Below are 14,557 nucleotides of genomic sequence, written 5' to 3' on the forward strand. Positions count from 1 at the left end.
CTGGCGCACCCGCATCGCGCTGATTCAGATTTCCGGGGGGAAAGATGAAGAAAGAATTCGCTCTGCTGGGTACCCTGGCGGGTACGCTGATCTCCGCTGGCGCGTGGGCCCAGGTCAGCGCCCAGCCCAGCGCGGACGAGCGGATTGAACGGCTGACGCATTTGGTCGAGCAACAGGAAAAGACCATCAAGGCTCTCGAACGGCGCCTGAACGACCTGGAAATGGTCGGGGCGCGCGGGCGGGGGGTGGCAGTGGGAACGGGGAGCAGTGCCGAGGGGAACGCTGGCGGTGCCGTATCCGCCGCCGGCGTTCCCTCATTGGCTCAGGAAGCCAGTCCTGCCAAGCCCGTAGCGGCCGCCGCGGCCACGGCAACGCCCGTCGGCGATACCCCGGTAGTCGGCTCGGATGCGCGCGAAACCCAGCAGCAGGTGCGCGTGCAAAGCAAGGACCTGGTCTTCCAGAGCGAGCACGCGCCGCTGTTCGAGCGGCGCCTCACGATCGATACCGGCTTCATCTACAGCTACTACGACCGGCGCGCGCTGTCGCTGTCCGGCTTCCTGGCGCTGGATGCCATCTTCCTCGGCACCATCAATCTCAACCAGACCAAGTCGCACACGCTCACCTACGACACCATTGCGCGCTATGGCCTCTCCGACCGCTTCTCGATGGATTTCGACCTGCCGGTTCTCTACCGCAATACCAACTTCCTCAACGGCGGGGCGGGCGGTTCCGCCTCGAACCTGTCCGACGCCACGCTCACCACGACAGCGCTGGGCGACATCAGCATGGGTTTGTACTACCAGTTCCTGCGCGAGAGCGGCGCGGCGCCCGACGTCGTCGGCAGCATCCGCGTACGCGCGCCCACCGGGCGCTCGCCGTTCGGCATCAAGCTGGTGTCGGCGAATCCCAGCAACAACAATCTGATCATCGCCGACCAGTTGCCCACCGGAAATGGCGTATGGGGTGTCACGGCCGGCCTGTCGCTGCTCAAGACCTACGACCCGGTGGTGCTGTTCGTGAATGCCAGCTACACGTACAACATCAGCCGCTCGGTGAGCGATATTTCTTCCGTGCAGGGGCAGGTCACGCCAGCCGATGTCAAGCTGGGCGACACGATCGGATTCGGCGGCGGCCTCGCGCTCGCCCTGAACGACCGCACGTCGATGTCGCTGGCCTTCAATGCCGCCCTCTCGGGCAGCACACAGGTCACCACCGCCGGCGTGACGCAGACGGTGATCGGCAGCCGTACCAATGTGGCAACCATGACCTTCGGCCTGAATCACGTGATCACCAAAGGCTGGTCGGTGAGCGCCGCGGTTGGCCTCGGGCTGACACCCGACGCGGCGAACTACACCGTGACGCTGCGCTTCCCTTATACGTTCTGAGCGAGACAAGCGCGACGTCGAACAAGGTGGCCGCCTCTGCGCCCCCCAAAAAGAAGCGGGCCGCAGCCCGCCCGTGATGCATGCAGAAACACCTGCGACGCTATTCGCCGGCGCCGGGGCGCGCTTCGATACGGATATTGTGCTTGTGCATCAGCCGGTACAGCGTGACCCGCGAGACGTTGAGCTCGCGCGCGGCCGGCACCACATGGAAGCCGTGGCTCGCCATCACGGTACGAATCGCCTCGCGCTCGGCCTCTTCGCGGATCGCGTCCAGGGTCTTGCGCGGCGAGTCGCTGCCGCCGTGCAACTGCAGGTCTTCCGCGGTGATCTTGCGGTTATCGGTCATCACGATGGCGCGCCGCACCCGGTTGATCAGTTCGCGGACATTGCCGGGCCACTCGTATTGCATCATGGCCTGGGTGGAGCACGGCGCGAACCCGCGAATGCGCCGGTGGGCCTCGTGGCCATGTTCGGCGAGCACCGAGTTGGCCAGCAGCAGGATGTCCTCGCCGCGCTCGCGCAATGGCGGGATCGACAAGGTCAGCACGCACAGCCGGTGGAACAGGTCGGCACGGAAGCGCCCATCCGACTGTGCCGCCACCAGGTCCACGTGCGTCGCCGAGATGATGCGCAAGTCCAGCGGGATCGACTGGTGCCCGCCAAGCCTGGTGATGGTGCCTTGCTGCAAGAAACGCAGCAGGGCCACCTGGCTTTCCAGGGGCAGGTCGCCGATCTCGTCGAGGAACAAGGTCCCGCCCTGGGCCTGCTCGATCCAGCCGATCTTGCGCTGGTTGGCGCCGGTGAACGCGCCTTTCTCGTAGCCGAACAATTCGGACTGCACCAGGTGCGGCGGGATCGCGCCGCAGTTGATCGCCACGAACGGGCCTTTGCGCCGGCTCGATGCCTCGTGGATGGCTTGCGCCGCCAGTTCCTTGCCGGTGCCGGACTCGCCGGAGATAAAGACCGGCGCCTCGTTGTGCGCCACCTTCGCGAGCGAGCGGAACATGGCCCGCATGACCGCGCATTCGCCGATCATCGGTCCATGGCCGATCAGTTCATGGCTGCGCGCGCCGTGCAGACAAGCCATGCCATGCGCATGCTTGAGGGTGTACAGCAATTCGCTGAACGAAAACGGCGTGCGTACGTAATCCACACAGTAGTCCCGTATCAGCCGGCGTACGCGTTCGTCTTCCAGCATGCGCGACGACGTGATCGCCACCCACATCACGTGCAGGTATTGCAGGCTTTGTTCGAGCTGCGTCAGCTCGGCATCGCTGTATTCGCTCTCGAGGTCGAGCACGCCAGCCATCGGCGCGCTGCCGCGTATGACCCGGCTCAGGTCCCGGATCTGCTGGATATGGCGAATCTCCCAGCCAGACCCGAACTGGGACGGATCGAATCCATAGGGTTCATGGCGCGATACGACCAACACCTGTGCGGTGCGTGTCGCCGCCTTGCACAGTCGGTCCATAGCGTTCTCCCTGACATTGAGCATCGTGACTATTCCAGCTTCCGCCGCGGGCGCGCTCTGATGCGGGCTCTGTTTGCGGCCAGGCTGAGTCGGTTGGGGGGGATCCCCCACGCGCAATGTCGGCATTACGGATTGGACAGGCTGCGGGACTGCTCGCCAAGAATGGCGCTGTGCTCGCCACCGGCCTGGAGCTGGTCGCGAATACGCCGGCGCACTTCGTCCTTCTCGTGCGTCAACTCGCTGCGCGGTGCCTCCGGCGACTGGCCCGAGTACCGGTAATAGAGCGCCTTGTAGGTCAGCTGGCTGAGGATCCACTCCTGCAACAGCGCGCGCTGGCGGGACAACTCGCCTTCCAGCGAACGCTGACGCTGCAGCACCTGCTCGATGGCCGCGCGCACATAGGGCGGAAGCGCTTCATCCTGGCTCAGGAAGGCTTCGACGGTACTTGCGGCGGGATCGCCCCGTTCGCTGGCGCGGCTTCGGCGTGGCGGCTCGGCTGCGGCTTCTCCCAAAGCCAACCAGGCACGGTGAATGGACAGGCTGGCGGACTCGCTGATGGGCCCCATGGCGGGTCGCCGGATTTCTCCTGCAGTCATGATGTGATCCCCGTTGAACAACACCCCCGGCACTACACGTTCGCGATTACCACTTATGTTTGATCTTATTGTTTGCTTTTCTAATCAGGCGGGCGTGTGTCCGCGCGCTCCTTTCGTGGTGGCGAAGCCATCTGGACGATGGTCTACTGGTTCAGTCCTTGCCATCTGCGTGCGGCGGACTTGTTTGTGTCGTTATTCCTGGCCTGGCTACGCTACGCCAGCGGCGCGACCCCGGATCGCCGGAGTCAAGAAGGGGCGCCCTTGAAGCGCCCCGCAATCTGCCACGCCTCTAGTTCAGTGCATTTGGGCCTGTTTGTCCAGCCCTCTCTATGTGCACTCAACCGAATATCATCCTTTCGCATGAGACCTTTGCTACATGCAATATGTCCTGCAAGGTTATTATCCACTTACATTTTTCACTTAATTCTGTGTTGGAAAAAAGCAGCAACGAGAGCGCCTGGCTCGCTCCAAGGGCACGCAGAAACGGGTACGCCCTGCCGTCACCACCCGATCGCGACCGCCTGGGCCCTGTTCCCGATTGCCCTGCCTGGCTCAGTGCCCGGCAGGCAAGAGAACTTGAAGACAAAGACGGCGGCGATGATCCACATCCGCGGTAGCCTGTAGTGAATTCTGACAGACATCCAGAATCACCCTACCTTGACGCTGACGCTAATCCGCCGTATAAACCCCGCTAGATTCAAGCGACGAGGCAACAGCACATTCGTTAGCCACCGTCATGGTACTTCCGTTGTCCATGGTGTCCTTTCCTTGAGTTGCTTTGCTCGGATACGCGTGAGCTATCCGTTTCTTTTAAATTTTTCCCAGGAAAAGCAATACCATGCAAACCGGTATCGTTAAATGGTTCAACGACGCCAAGGGCTTCGGTTTCATCAAGCCGGACGCTGGCGGTGACGATCTCTTCGCGCACTTCTCTGAAATCCGCTCCGACGGTTTCAAGTCGCTGCAGGAAAACCAACGCGTGTCGTTCGAAGTCAAGAACGGCCCGAAGGGCCTGCAAGCTGCGAACATCACGCCGCTGTAAGCAGTAAGCAGTAGATTGGGCACCCCGCGCGGGTGTGCCCGGTCAGGAAAACCCCGCCTCTCGAGGCGGGGTTTTTTTTCGTCCGTGCCTGCCGCAGGACGCTGCATGCGTCGCCCGCACACCGGCACCACCGCACAGCCGGCCCGGGCGGCGCCGTTCCAGTGCAACCAGGTAGCGCGAGCCACGCCCACGGGCGGCTGAAGGCTCGCCATCCCGCACGCAGAAACGGGTACGCTCGACTGCACCTTGGGCCACCAGCGATGCCTTAGGGCCCCAGATCGCCACGCAGAAACTGGTACGCCCAGGGCACATCCAGCCATGCGACGGGACGCTGGCAGCCTATCCCAGGCGCAACCGGCTCGCAGAAACGGGTACGCCAAACCTCGGTGCGGCCCCGTTTCGATGACCGAACGTCATTTCCCGGCACCTGCACGACGCACAAGCACGCAGAAACGGGTACGCCCTGCGCAAAAAGCCAGCCCGAGTTCCACCAAGTGGTGCCGAGCCCCTTCGCAAGCATCCCACTGACGTCACGCTACAACGCAGAAATGGGTACGCCCGTTTTTTTTTGCCGCCCACCCTCACTAGTCCAAACACACTGCACTCGCGCAGAAACGGGTACGCCGCACGCCGGCAAGCGCGATTCTGAGCACGCCGGTGCAGCGGTCCCGCCCTGCCAGGGGGTCCGTAGCGTGTCCCGCCTCCGCGCCAAATCCTTGCCGTGGCAAGGAAACCCTCCCCTTCCGCAGAAATGGGTACGCCCCGAGCGCAATCGCGGTGTCTGCCCGTTCGCAGAAACAGGTGCGCCACGATGACCACCTCCTGCCGGCTGGTCGGGCCGGGATTTCCCCCACCGCCAGGGAACACGCAGAAATGGGTACGGCACCGAAAACCCTTTTGTTTATTTGCAAATGTTGAGTGCAAGTACTCGCTTTCAATAAGAAGCTTGTGTATAATGGGAAGTCGCAACGCTTTCCGGCATTTGAGGGTGCCACAGAACGCAGAAACGGGTACGCGACGTTGGATCGGTTGGTCCGCTGGGTGCGCAGAAACGGGTTCGCCCTGCGGCGCGACGCGCCAGATAGGGGGAGTTCGCAGAATTGGGTACGCCGCAGAAACGGGTACGCTTGGTGGGCATCGGGATGCGGGCCGCGGATCTCAAATGCGGCAACGCAGAATTGGGTACGCAAATGGGATGCCAGGCGCACCCATTACGCAGAATTGGGTACGGACGGCAGGAAGGACGGCTTTGGCGTGACAGGCTGCGTACCCAATTCTGCGGGGATAACTTATCCGAAAACCTGTTTTCGCCGGTATACGTGACGAAAAGGCCGCAAGGCGCGCAGAAACAGGTACGCTTTGGGTTCGAAGGGCTGTGGAAAAGTCTGTGGGAACAAGGAGTTATCCCCGCAGAAACCGGTTCGGGCTTTGCGCTGAAACGGGTTCGGTATACCGCAGATTCGGGTACAGCACTTCGCAGAATCGAGTACGGTTCCACGCAGAATCGGGTTCGGCGAGGTGACATTTCCGCTGAAGAATCATGGCCTTGGGGCGCCGTATACGGTTTACAAGTAGTTAACCCATACTCTTATCGTTTACCGGTAGCTGATGTGTTGCCGTCCGTGGACAACCCTGCGGGGTTGCCCACCGCCGGCAACCATGCGATCAGTCGGGAGACCCTCCACCCCGAAAACACGCGGCATTGCAGGAAATTCGTCTAGCGAACCCGTTTCTGCGTGACAAGGCTGGTGGCTTCGCGTAAAAAGTCGGGTATTCCGAAGCACGCCAATATGCCGATCAAACGCAACCAGACCATCCTTGGGTCTCGCGGTCCAGCCGATATGGACAGTGAGCCCTCCCGCATCATCGTTCCCGGCGACGAGATCAGTCTGGTTCCGTCCGAGAAATTCCAGCGGCTGTTTGACGAAGCCCAGGCCATGGAGCGTGAAGATGCCTGGCAAAGCGGTGAAGTCGGCTTCCTGAGCCGCGCCAGCGTGCAAGTCACCTTGCCTTACCGGGCGCCAAAGGGTGCGCCGCCAGTGTGGACACGGACCAGCGGGAATATCTCGCTGATGATCCAGCCCGGCTATTTCACCCAGCAGCGCTCCGAAAAAGCGAGCAACGGCCGCCAGAAACTGGTGTCCGAGACCGTTTCGCTTGGCTATCCCTATGGCTCCTATCCTCGCCTTATGCTGGCCTGGATCGGCAAGGAAATCATGGCCAAGAAGAAGCGAGGCGAGTTTACGGGTACCGTCGAGGATCGCCGCATTTCACTTGGCAACTCCTTGTCGGAGTTTATGTACAACCTGGGCATCCCCATGGCCACAGGCGGCAAACGCGGCACCATGACCCTGGTGCGGCAGCAGATGATTCGGCTGTTCTCCGCGACCATTGCGATCGTCCAGAACAAGTCCACGCCCAGCCAGAATCAGAACCAGAGCCACGAACCCCTTTCGATTGACCGGGTTGGCTATCTGCTGGCAGACCAGCTGTCGACCTGGTGGGATCCCATGCAGCCCGGTCAGGGCTCCATGTTCGAGAGTTTCGTGGTGCTGTCCGAGCCGTTTTTCAACGAACTGGTTAACCGACCGGTTCCGGTGGACATGCGCGCGTTGAAGGCACTCAAGCAGTCCCCGTTCGCGCTCGACGTTTACTCGTGGCTGACCTACCGTTTCTTCACCATCCAGCGCCGCACGGAGATCCCCTGGGAAGCTCTGCAGATGCAGTTCGGCACGGAGACCGAGAGCGAGCGGAAGTTCCGCGCGCTGTTCCGCAAGGCGCTCAAGGACGTGCTGGTCGTCTATCCAGGCGCCAAGGTGGACGCCGATTCGTCCAAGGCACTGATCCTGCAGCCCTCCCGGACCAGCGTGCGCAAGCTGGCCTGACGCAGGCCGAGGCATGCCGAACCCGCGGGACGATCCATCTCGCGGGTTTTTTCGTTGGTGGGGGTGTCTCCCAGACCGTAAACACAAAAGGCAAGCGTAAACGCTTGCCTTTTGCTTTACTGACCGCCGCTGGCTCAGGAGCCTTGCGTGGTCGGCGATTTCGGCGTGATTCGCGAGATCAGGCCGGCTTGATGGCGGATGCCTGCAAGCCCTTCGGGCCCTGCTTTACTTCAAACGTGACGCGCTGACCATCCTTGAGCGTCTTGAAGCCCGAGCCCTGGATTTCGGAGAAGTGCGCGAACAGATCCGCACCGCCGTCGTCCGGGGTAATGAAGCCAAAGCCCTTGGTCTCATTGAACCATTTGACCGTACCGGTTGCCATGTGAATTTCCTTTCGAAGCAAGTTCTAGTACACAACGCTAACAACGCTAACAACCGTTCAAGCACGCTAAGTTCTCGTAGTTACCGAACGGACGCCAACGAGGTGACACGACTTGACTCGACTGTAGCGGGCATCATAACCAGTTTGTCTAGTTGTGTCAGGTGCGTCGAAAGACGCACTATCGTTACTGTAGGCGCATTCCGTGCCGCATTTCAAGCGGAATTCTCTTGTTTCCATAACGCGAAATATTTTGCACAATTTTATATTTAAAATATAAAGTCAAAAAACAGTTGAGCCAGCACGTCACTTTGTCTAAAGTTGCGGCTAGAGATAATCGCGCTTTCAGCGCTGAAAGAGAGGTCGTAGTGCCAGCTAAAATCATCACGGTCTTTAACCAGAAGGGCGGATGCGGAAAGACTACGGTCAGCATGCATCTAGCCGGTACGCTCGGCTTGAGAGGCGCACGCTCGATGCTGGTGGATATGGACGAGCAGGGAACGGCCACCCGCTGGGCCGCGCAGGCCAGCGACGAACGTCCCTTTCCCGCGTCGGTGATCGGCCTTGCCCCATCTGGCGGCGCCATGCACCGGGAGGTCAGGAAATTCGTCCAGGACTACGATTACATCGTGGTCGACTGTCCGCCTGCCGTGCACTCGGCGGCGCCCTCAAGCGCCTTGCTGATCTCCGACCTGGCGATCATTCCCGTCGTCCCGTCCCCGCCCGATCTGTGGGCGGCGGTGGCGGCCAAGACGCTGGCGCAGCATGCCCAGGTCCAAAACGAGACGCTCCGCATCCGCGTGATGGCAAACATGGTGCAGCGGCGCGTTTCCATTGCGCGCCAGGCCATTGAAATATTGGGCGACGATTCAGACGTCCCGCTGATGCACTCCATGATCGGTTCGCGCTCGGCGTTCCGTGAATGCCAGGCGATCGGATGCACCGTGCATGGCGTGGCGGGCGCGCGCGAGTCCGTGCAGGAAGTCGACATGATGGTCGACGAAATCTTGTCTTTGATTGAGCAATAGGTATGGCAACAAAATTGAAAAGCCTCAAGGAAGGCATGCTGGCTGGAATGGCAGCCGAAAAAACGCGGGGCGACTCGCTCGACCGCTTTGCCCGTGCCGAAGCGGCAATTTCGCAGCACCCCAATGGTTTGCTCCAGGCGCGTACTCGCGAACCCAGCCCCATTTTCAGCGCTGAAAGTGAATCGGAGCAGGAGGAGGGCGGCCGGATCCTGATGAAAGTTCCTCTGGCGCAACTTCACGATAATCCGTTCAACGCCCGCCGCATCTACGATCCGGTCGTGGTCCAGGAACGCGCTGCTTCCATTGCCACCCACGGCCAAAAGACGCCTGGCCTGGCAACGCCGGACCCGGTGCGGCCAGGCCACTACATCCTGATCGACGGCCACTACCGTAAGCGCGCGCTGGCGTCGGCGGGCAAGCTCGAGATGGAATGCTTCATCGAGAGCAATCTGAGCGATCTCGATTTCTATCGCTTGTCCTTCCTGCTCAACGAACAACGTTCCGACCAGTCGGCGCTCGACAATGCGATCGCGTGGCGGCAACTCCTGGATGAGGGCAAGGTCCAGAAGGAGGAAGATATCTGCGAGCTGACCGGCATGTCCGCCGGCACCGTCAACAAGACCTTGGCACTGCTAAGGCTCCCGGAGTCGGTCCTAGGTGTCATGCGCGAGCGGCCTAGCGCGATTGGTATCGCGACAGGCTATGAACTGACGCTCTATTGCAAGATCGCGGGCGAAGACCGCACCCGCGACCTTGCAACCCGGATCATGACGGAGGGCCTGTCCAGCCGCGAGGTCGAGGCCATTCGCAAGCATGCCCAGGAAGGAAAGGCGCGCAAGGTCAAGGAAATCAGCCGCCAGTACAAGATCCGGAGCGACGGCGGCCAGTTGCTGGGGACGATCAAGGAATGGGATTCCGGCCGCGTCATGCTGGACGTGCAGGTGGGCGATCGCGGCGCGCGCGAAGCCCTGGTCGAGGCCCTCAAGGTGCGCTTCGGGCTGGACAAGCCTGCCAGCTGATATCCGAGCGTCAAAAAAGGACGGCCGCCTGAGCGCGCTCGTCCCCGCCCGGTCATCCGATGGCCGGGGTGTCGGAATCGATGATCCCGGCCGGGGAACTGGTGGAAATCTCCGTATTCGGCGCGTTCGTGCCAGTGTGCTTCATGCGGGTTCGCCGTCCCGCGAGATCACGCGGGGACCGTGCTGCGAATGCCGCGTCTTCCTCTTCCCGGTAGCGTTCGATGGCCTGGCTCAACAGCGCATGCAAACCGCGCACTGAGTAACCGGCACCCGGTGACCTGTCGGACTTGCGCCTGGCGCGCCCCGTAGGCGGCAGCCGGGGAGGGCCCACCAGCACGATGGCTTGTCCAGCCTGACCGTCCCAGGCGAGCCCACGGTCCCGCCAATGACGCTCCAGCGCGATGCGTGCCGTGGCGCTCAGGGACTCGGCGCCGTGGCCGTCCTCCGGCGCGCGGGCAACGAGCTTGTCGCGCGTGAATGTCGCCAGGTCAGCAAAACCGATGTGTTGCTCCTGCAGCAAACGCACCGCGGCCTCGGCGGCGCGGTGCCGGACGCCTTCCGGGTCCTGGCCCTGAACAGCCAGCCACTCCAGAAACCGGGCAAGTGAGTCGAGCGAGAGCAGGGTACCCACGCTGGCCGGTGCCGCGGCACGTTGTGCCCGCGCTTTGGCCTGCGTATAGGGTTGCCAGACATGGTTCGCAAGATGTTCCTGGGTTTGCAGCCACTCGAACAACGCCCCCAGGATGCGCGAAGCGTGGAGCACGCTGCTATCCGACAGTGGACCCGTAAAAGGGCGCCACGCGGTGGATTCCCTGGGCGCGCGCGGTCCGACCCATAGCCGGACGGGTCCTGGATTGCGCAGGAAGGCAAAATAATCCAGCCGGTCCTGGCGATCCAGCGCCGCCAGCGGCTTGCCTCGCTCAACCGCCGCCCAGAGCAAGAGCCTTTCGGCTTCCTTGCGATAGGCCAGCCAGGTGCTCTGCTGCGCGCGATTGGCCGCAAGCCATGCGCGCACTGCCGCAAGATCGCCGGTAAAAGTGCATTTAGAATCACTATTAGGCTGAATCGCCATTGCCGCACCTGGTACCTCCTCGCGCATCAGTTCCAGCGGCACGAGCTGGCGCAGGCGCGGTCCCAGCACGGCTTCGGCCAGGCGGCCCTGGGCGCCGAAATGCTCGCGCAGCAGCGGCTCGCCCCGCTCGTCCTTGACCATATCGCGATGAGCGGCCAGCCAATGATTGATGACCGCACCGGCGAGCGCGCCGATACGTGGGACCGAGCGCCACCAGGCGCCGCCATGGCGATTGGCAAGCTCAATCAAGATATGAAGATTGAATATCTCTTGGGCGCGCAAACGCCGCGCCAGCGCTGGCGAAAACCAGAGTTCGATGCGATGATCCGCACGCGGCCGGGCGGTGCCCAGCCTTTCCAGTTCAGCCAGCGCTTCCACGCGCCGGTCCATGCCACGGTTGGAGCGGCCGGGGCCTAGTTCCAGCAATTCCGCCAGGTCCTGCCGGCCATGCAGATGGGCCAGTTGCACCATGCGGTCGCGCAGGCCGAGCAGCAGGCGCAAGGCGGACTCGCCACCGGCGTCGTCGTCGCCATCGTCGGCCAGGTAGCGCCCCGCCACCATCGCCGCCGGCATGCCCTGCACGTACGCCCGGACGGCGGCAAATTCGCTGCGGGTGAGACTCAGGTTGGTCTTACCGGGCTGCATGATATTGCCCCATTGGGCAGCTAAGATATTGATTCATAAGGCACTTAAGCAGTCGCGAAATATGTCCGGGTAGAAATGCATAGTGAACTTTAATGCCGATAATTATAACGGGGAATCCATATGGATATCCCTGCACCGCCCGAGTCAAGGTTTTTCAAGCCGCGCGGTTCGGTAGCACACATGACGCTGGCGGCACGCCTTCAAGGATGTAACCCTCACTTGCATTCACCCCCGACTCTGCATATCCTGTTACCCAGAGTTAGAATTCTTTAACTCTGAATTAAGTAACATCTAAAGCGTAAAACAACGCAAACGGGGCGATTCGAGACGACTCCACGGGATGGTCAGTCGGGCAGAGGGACCTGGACGGGTTCGCTGTCGTGGCCTGGAGACGCGACGGATCGTATGGAAATGCAACCGCAACATAGCGGGCCTTTCCGTTAGCATGCGCGGGTCGTCGTGGAGCTCGCCGTGCAGTAACAAAAAAAGAGAGCGGCCATGGCCACAATCCTCTTGATCGAGCCACATCCTCTGCTGCGCCTGGGTCTGCGCCATCTGCTGACTCAAGCGGGACTCCACGGCGATCTGGTCGACATTGATCCGACATCCTTGCCTTATCCTGCCGAATGGCTTTGCCATGCCGACTTGCTGGTCTATGGCTTGCCGCCGGACCAGGATGCGGGCTGGCACGAACTGGCGGACATCTGCCAGACACTGATGCCCAAGCGGGTACTGGTATTGTCGGAACAGATCCCCTCCCAGTCGATCAGCGGTCAAATGCCAGGCAGTGTGCGCGGTTTGCTGTCCAAGGCCTGCAGCGCCGACATGCTCGACGCGGCGATCCGCCTTGTTCTTGCCGATGGTGAATGCTTTCCCGCGCGCGCCCAGGCGGCACGCGGCACCGAGGGCGTCGCGCCCTGGCCTGCCGGGCAGGCACGCCTTGCCGCAACAGCGGCGCTGCCCATGCGAGCAGCGCCTGGCGAGGCGGCAAGCGCGAACCAACATCCCTTGCGCCGCGCATCCGATGCGGCGCCGGAGCCCGAGACACCCTCGGTGGGCTCGCATCTGCTCAATATCACCGAGCGCCAGTACGAGGTGTTGGCGCTGCTCGCACGCGGCTATCCGATCAAGACCGTCAGCCGCTTGCTGAATATCTCCGTTGCCACCGCCAAGACCCATGCGTGCACCTTGTACCAGCGTCTTCACGTGCGCAACAAAGGCGAGGCGGTCTACGTGGCATTGCAGCGTGGCGCGAAACTCAGCTGGCCGGGCCCTGCGGCCGCCACGCCGATTCGTGGCGCCGCGCAGCTGGTTGATTGCACCGCCGTCTGCCAGGTGGCTGCCTGAGCGGCGCGGCCCCCGCCTATCCGTCTATCCGTCTATCCGTCTATCCGTCTATCCGGCGGGGTTCGGGCGCGCGCAGCCGCCTCGATCGTTGGCATGGGTCAGCTCATCCAAACGCACGAGGCGGCGCCTTGTCGTAGTTGCTACGCTGTTGACATGTACCGCATGCGATAGGCGATCATCCCAGCGCTTGCCGGCCCGATGCCTACCCGCGTCTATCCGAGTCGATGACAACGCTCCTGCTTGCCCACAATATGATGTTGCGCCGCGGACTGCTGCGCCACCTACGCGAACTCCCATCGCTCACGCCGATACTCACACAGACTCCCGAATGGCTCCTGGAAGCGCCTGCGGCGGAAATGCCGCCGGCGCCATTGGCTTTCGCGCTGCTGGATTGCAGCGGCACGGATGCCGATCCGCTGATCCTCGTCGACACCCTTTGCGCGCGCCTGGCGCCAAGACGCTGGCTGATCCTGTGCCAGGCACCCGGTCCCGCACTGGCGAGCTACGCCGCCCGGCGCGGCGCGAGCGGCTGCCTGGCGGTGCCGGCCACGCCCGAGCAGACGCACGCAGCAGTGGCACTGGTCGGCGCCGGCGGCCAGTGCTTCCCCCGCGGAGCCTTCACCATGGCGCCCGCGCCATCCCCCATCGGTTCAGGTGGATCTACGGCAACGGGATGAGGCGCACGGTGGCGTCGCCAACTATGCTGAAGACGCGCGGATAACGAAGCCGGGGATACTTTCTCAATCCGGCCGCCGCGCGTTGCATAGGGGGTCGTATGGACGCGGGAATGGACATCCTGGTTGTGCGCGGTTTCGCCGTGCCCGAAGGCCGGGGAAAGTGGGCGTGCTGCTACGAAATCAGATTGATGACCGGAGGCGATGGGCCGCTGCTTTATCGCGGCGAGCTGCATGGCCGGCGCTACAACTGCGAAGCGGCGGCCATCGCCGCAGCCACCTTCGCCGGCGAGCAGGAAGCGCGCCGGCAGTTGGAAACAGTCAGGGCGAGCTTGATTGACCGTCACGAGTACTGCGTGGTCGTGGCGGGCGAGCAGGCATGCGATGGCCGCAATGAAGCGGCCGTGGGCTAGAGCAGGCAATCACCAGTCAAGGCGGTGTGGCCGGCAAGTATCGAGGCGCGGTTACCCGGCGGCAAGATAAAAGGGGGCGACGAAGAGCGCGTGTTCGGGGGACCGGAGCGAGCCGGTGCGTATGCCAATGCCAATGCGGATGCGCACACGTGCATTTCGGTTGCAGCGCACGCTGCGCTGGATCTTGATGGCCACGGTAACAGCCGCGCGGCACAAGCGGCAGACCGTGGCCTGTTTGTTTCTGCCGCTGCCACGAGACGCAAGGCACCTGGGTTTGCGTCCGATTCCCAGCTTCCATACGGCCGGCTTCTTGTCGGCTCTCCCGCCGTGAAGCAGCCGGCAAAAAAAGAGCCCGCCGACCGGGGGACCATGCGGGCTCTAAAGTGGCCGGCACGATTCCGCTCGGCGGGCCACTCCTCAGACGATAATCAAACAGCGGTAGCAGGACTATCGACCAGAAGCCGCATCCGCCGCGCAGCGCGACGCGCATCGGCCACAGCGCCGGCGATGTCCGCCAGCCCAATGGGAGCAACGGACTCGCCGCATTGCCTGTCCGGCACATGCGCGCCTTGTCATGCTTTTGGCTGGGTGGAGATGATGC

12 protein-coding genes are annotated in these 14,557 nt (G+C 62.5%); 8 read left to right on the forward strand and 4 right to left on the reverse strand.

Features of this window, described 5'->3' with window-relative positions:
• Positions 1-44 precede the first annotated feature (44 nt).
• A complete protein-coding gene (locus tag AC1DQ3_RS00735; RefSeq protein WP_477118254.1) occupies positions 45-1,385 on the forward strand; it encodes a transporter in 1,341 nt (446 codons plus the stop codon).
• A 100-nt stretch (positions 1,386-1,485) separates the two neighbouring features.
• Here the strand turns inward: AC1DQ3_RS00735 and AC1DQ3_RS00740 are convergent, their stop codons facing one another.
• Both AC1DQ3_RS00740 and AC1DQ3_RS00745 read right to left on the reverse strand, forming a co-directional pair.
• Positions 1,486-2,856, reverse strand: coding sequence for a sigma 54-interacting transcriptional regulator (locus AC1DQ3_RS00740; RefSeq protein WP_477118255.1), 1,371 nt, complete (start codon positions 2,854-2,856; stop codon positions 1,486-1,488).
• Between the two features lie 125 nt (positions 2,857-2,981).
• Positions 2,982-3,452 carry a hypothetical protein gene (locus AC1DQ3_RS00745; protein ID WP_477118256.1) on the reverse strand — a complete coding sequence of 157 codons (471 nt, stop codon included), beginning with the start codon at positions 3,450-3,452 and terminating at the stop codon, positions 2,982-2,984.
• Positions 3,453-4,290: 838 nt separating this feature from the next.
• Between AC1DQ3_RS00745 and AC1DQ3_RS00750 the strand changes: the two genes are divergently transcribed.
• Entirely contained in the window at positions 4,291-4,494 is a 204-nt protein-coding gene (locus tag AC1DQ3_RS00750; protein WP_006159057.1) for a cold-shock protein, read from the forward strand.
• 1,790 nt (positions 4,495-6,284) lie between these two features.
• A complete protein-coding gene (locus AC1DQ3_RS00755) occupies positions 6,285-7,379 on the forward strand; it encodes a replication protein RepA (protein WP_477118257.1) in 1,095 nt (364 codons plus the stop codon).
• A 178-nt stretch (positions 7,380-7,557) separates the two neighbouring features.
• On the opposite strand, the gene AC1DQ3_RS00760 is transcribed toward AC1DQ3_RS00755, so the two are convergent.
• Positions 7,558-7,761 (reverse strand): cold-shock protein, encoded by a 204-nt coding sequence (locus AC1DQ3_RS00760; protein WP_006159056.1) that lies wholly within the window; start codon positions 7,759-7,761, stop codon positions 7,558-7,560.
• A gap of 365 nt (positions 7,762-8,126) precedes the next feature.
• On the opposite strand from AC1DQ3_RS00760, the gene AC1DQ3_RS00765 reads away from it, so the two are divergent.
• Positions 8,127-8,786, forward strand: coding sequence for an AAA family ATPase (locus tag AC1DQ3_RS00765; RefSeq protein WP_477118492.1), 660 nt, complete (start codon positions 8,127-8,129; stop codon positions 8,784-8,786).
• A 2-nt stretch (positions 8,787-8,788) separates the two neighbouring features.
• Positions 8,789-9,805, forward strand: coding sequence for a ParB/RepB/Spo0J family partition protein (locus AC1DQ3_RS00770; RefSeq protein WP_477118258.1), 1,017 nt, complete (start codon positions 8,789-8,791; stop codon positions 9,803-9,805).
• A 52-nt stretch (positions 9,806-9,857) separates the two neighbouring features.
• Here AC1DQ3_RS00770 and AC1DQ3_RS00775 read toward each other — a convergent pair whose 3' ends face one another.
• On the reverse strand, positions 9,858-11,522 hold the full coding sequence (locus AC1DQ3_RS00775) for a phage integrase family protein (protein ID WP_477118259.1): 1,665 nt from the start codon (positions 11,520-11,522) through the stop codon (positions 9,858-9,860).
• A gap of 498 nt (positions 11,523-12,020) precedes the next feature.
• On the opposite strand from AC1DQ3_RS00775, the gene AC1DQ3_RS00780 reads away from it, so the two are divergent.
• From AC1DQ3_RS00780 to AC1DQ3_RS00790, 3 genes are all read left to right on the forward strand, one after another.
• A complete protein-coding gene (locus AC1DQ3_RS00780) occupies positions 12,021-12,869 on the forward strand; it encodes a helix-turn-helix transcriptional regulator (RefSeq protein WP_477118260.1) in 849 nt (282 codons plus the stop codon).
• Positions 12,870-13,093: 224 nt separating this feature from the next.
• Entirely contained in the window at positions 13,094-13,546 is a 453-nt protein-coding gene (locus AC1DQ3_RS00785; RefSeq protein ID WP_477118261.1) for a DNA-binding response regulator, read from the forward strand.
• Between the two features lie 98 nt (positions 13,547-13,644).
• Positions 13,645-13,956 (forward strand): hypothetical protein, encoded by a 312-nt coding sequence (locus tag AC1DQ3_RS00790; RefSeq protein ID WP_477118262.1) that lies wholly within the window; start codon positions 13,645-13,647, stop codon positions 13,954-13,956.
• Positions 13,957-14,557 lie beyond the last annotated feature (601 nt).

It is taken from the genome of Cupriavidus sp. 01T418, assembly GCF_056398885.1.

What these genes read in the sequence shown, in the direction of transcription:
- AC1DQ3_RS00735 (WP_477118254.1), top strand. Translation starts at nt 45, where the DNA reads ATGAAGAAAGAATTCGCTCTGCTGGGTACCCTGGCGGGTACGCTGATC.
- AC1DQ3_RS00740 (WP_477118255.1), bottom strand. Translation starts at nt 2,856, where the DNA reads ATGGACCGACTGTGCAAGGCGGCGACACGCACCGCACAGGTGTTGGTC.
- AC1DQ3_RS00745 (WP_477118256.1), bottom strand. Translation starts at nt 3,452, where the DNA reads ATGACTGCAGGAGAAATCCGGCGACCCGCCATGGGGCCCATCAGCGAG.
- AC1DQ3_RS00750 (WP_006159057.1), top strand. Translation starts at nt 4,291, where the DNA reads ATGCAAACCGGTATCGTTAAATGGTTCAACGACGCCAAGGGCTTCGGT.
- AC1DQ3_RS00755 (WP_477118257.1), top strand. Translation starts at nt 6,285, where the DNA reads ATGCCGATCAAACGCAACCAGACCATCCTTGGGTCTCGCGGTCCAGCC.
- AC1DQ3_RS00760 (WP_006159056.1), bottom strand. Translation starts at nt 7,761, where the DNA reads ATGGCAACCGGTACGGTCAAATGGTTCAATGAGACCAAGGGCTTTGGC.
- AC1DQ3_RS00770 (WP_477118258.1), top strand. Translation starts at nt 8,789, where the DNA reads ATGGCAACAAAATTGAAAAGCCTCAAGGAAGGCATGCTGGCTGGAATG.
- AC1DQ3_RS00775 (WP_477118259.1), bottom strand. Translation starts at nt 11,522, where the DNA reads ATGCAGCCCGGTAAGACCAACCTGAGTCTCACCCGCAGCGAATTTGCC.
- AC1DQ3_RS00780 (WP_477118260.1), top strand. Translation starts at nt 12,021, where the DNA reads ATGGCCACAATCCTCTTGATCGAGCCACATCCTCTGCTGCGCCTGGGT.
- AC1DQ3_RS00785 (WP_477118261.1), top strand. Translation starts at nt 13,094, where the DNA reads ATGACAACGCTCCTGCTTGCCCACAATATGATGTTGCGCCGCGGACTG.
- AC1DQ3_RS00790 (WP_477118262.1), top strand. Translation starts at nt 13,645, where the DNA reads ATGGACGCGGGAATGGACATCCTGGTTGTGCGCGGTTTCGCCGTGCCC.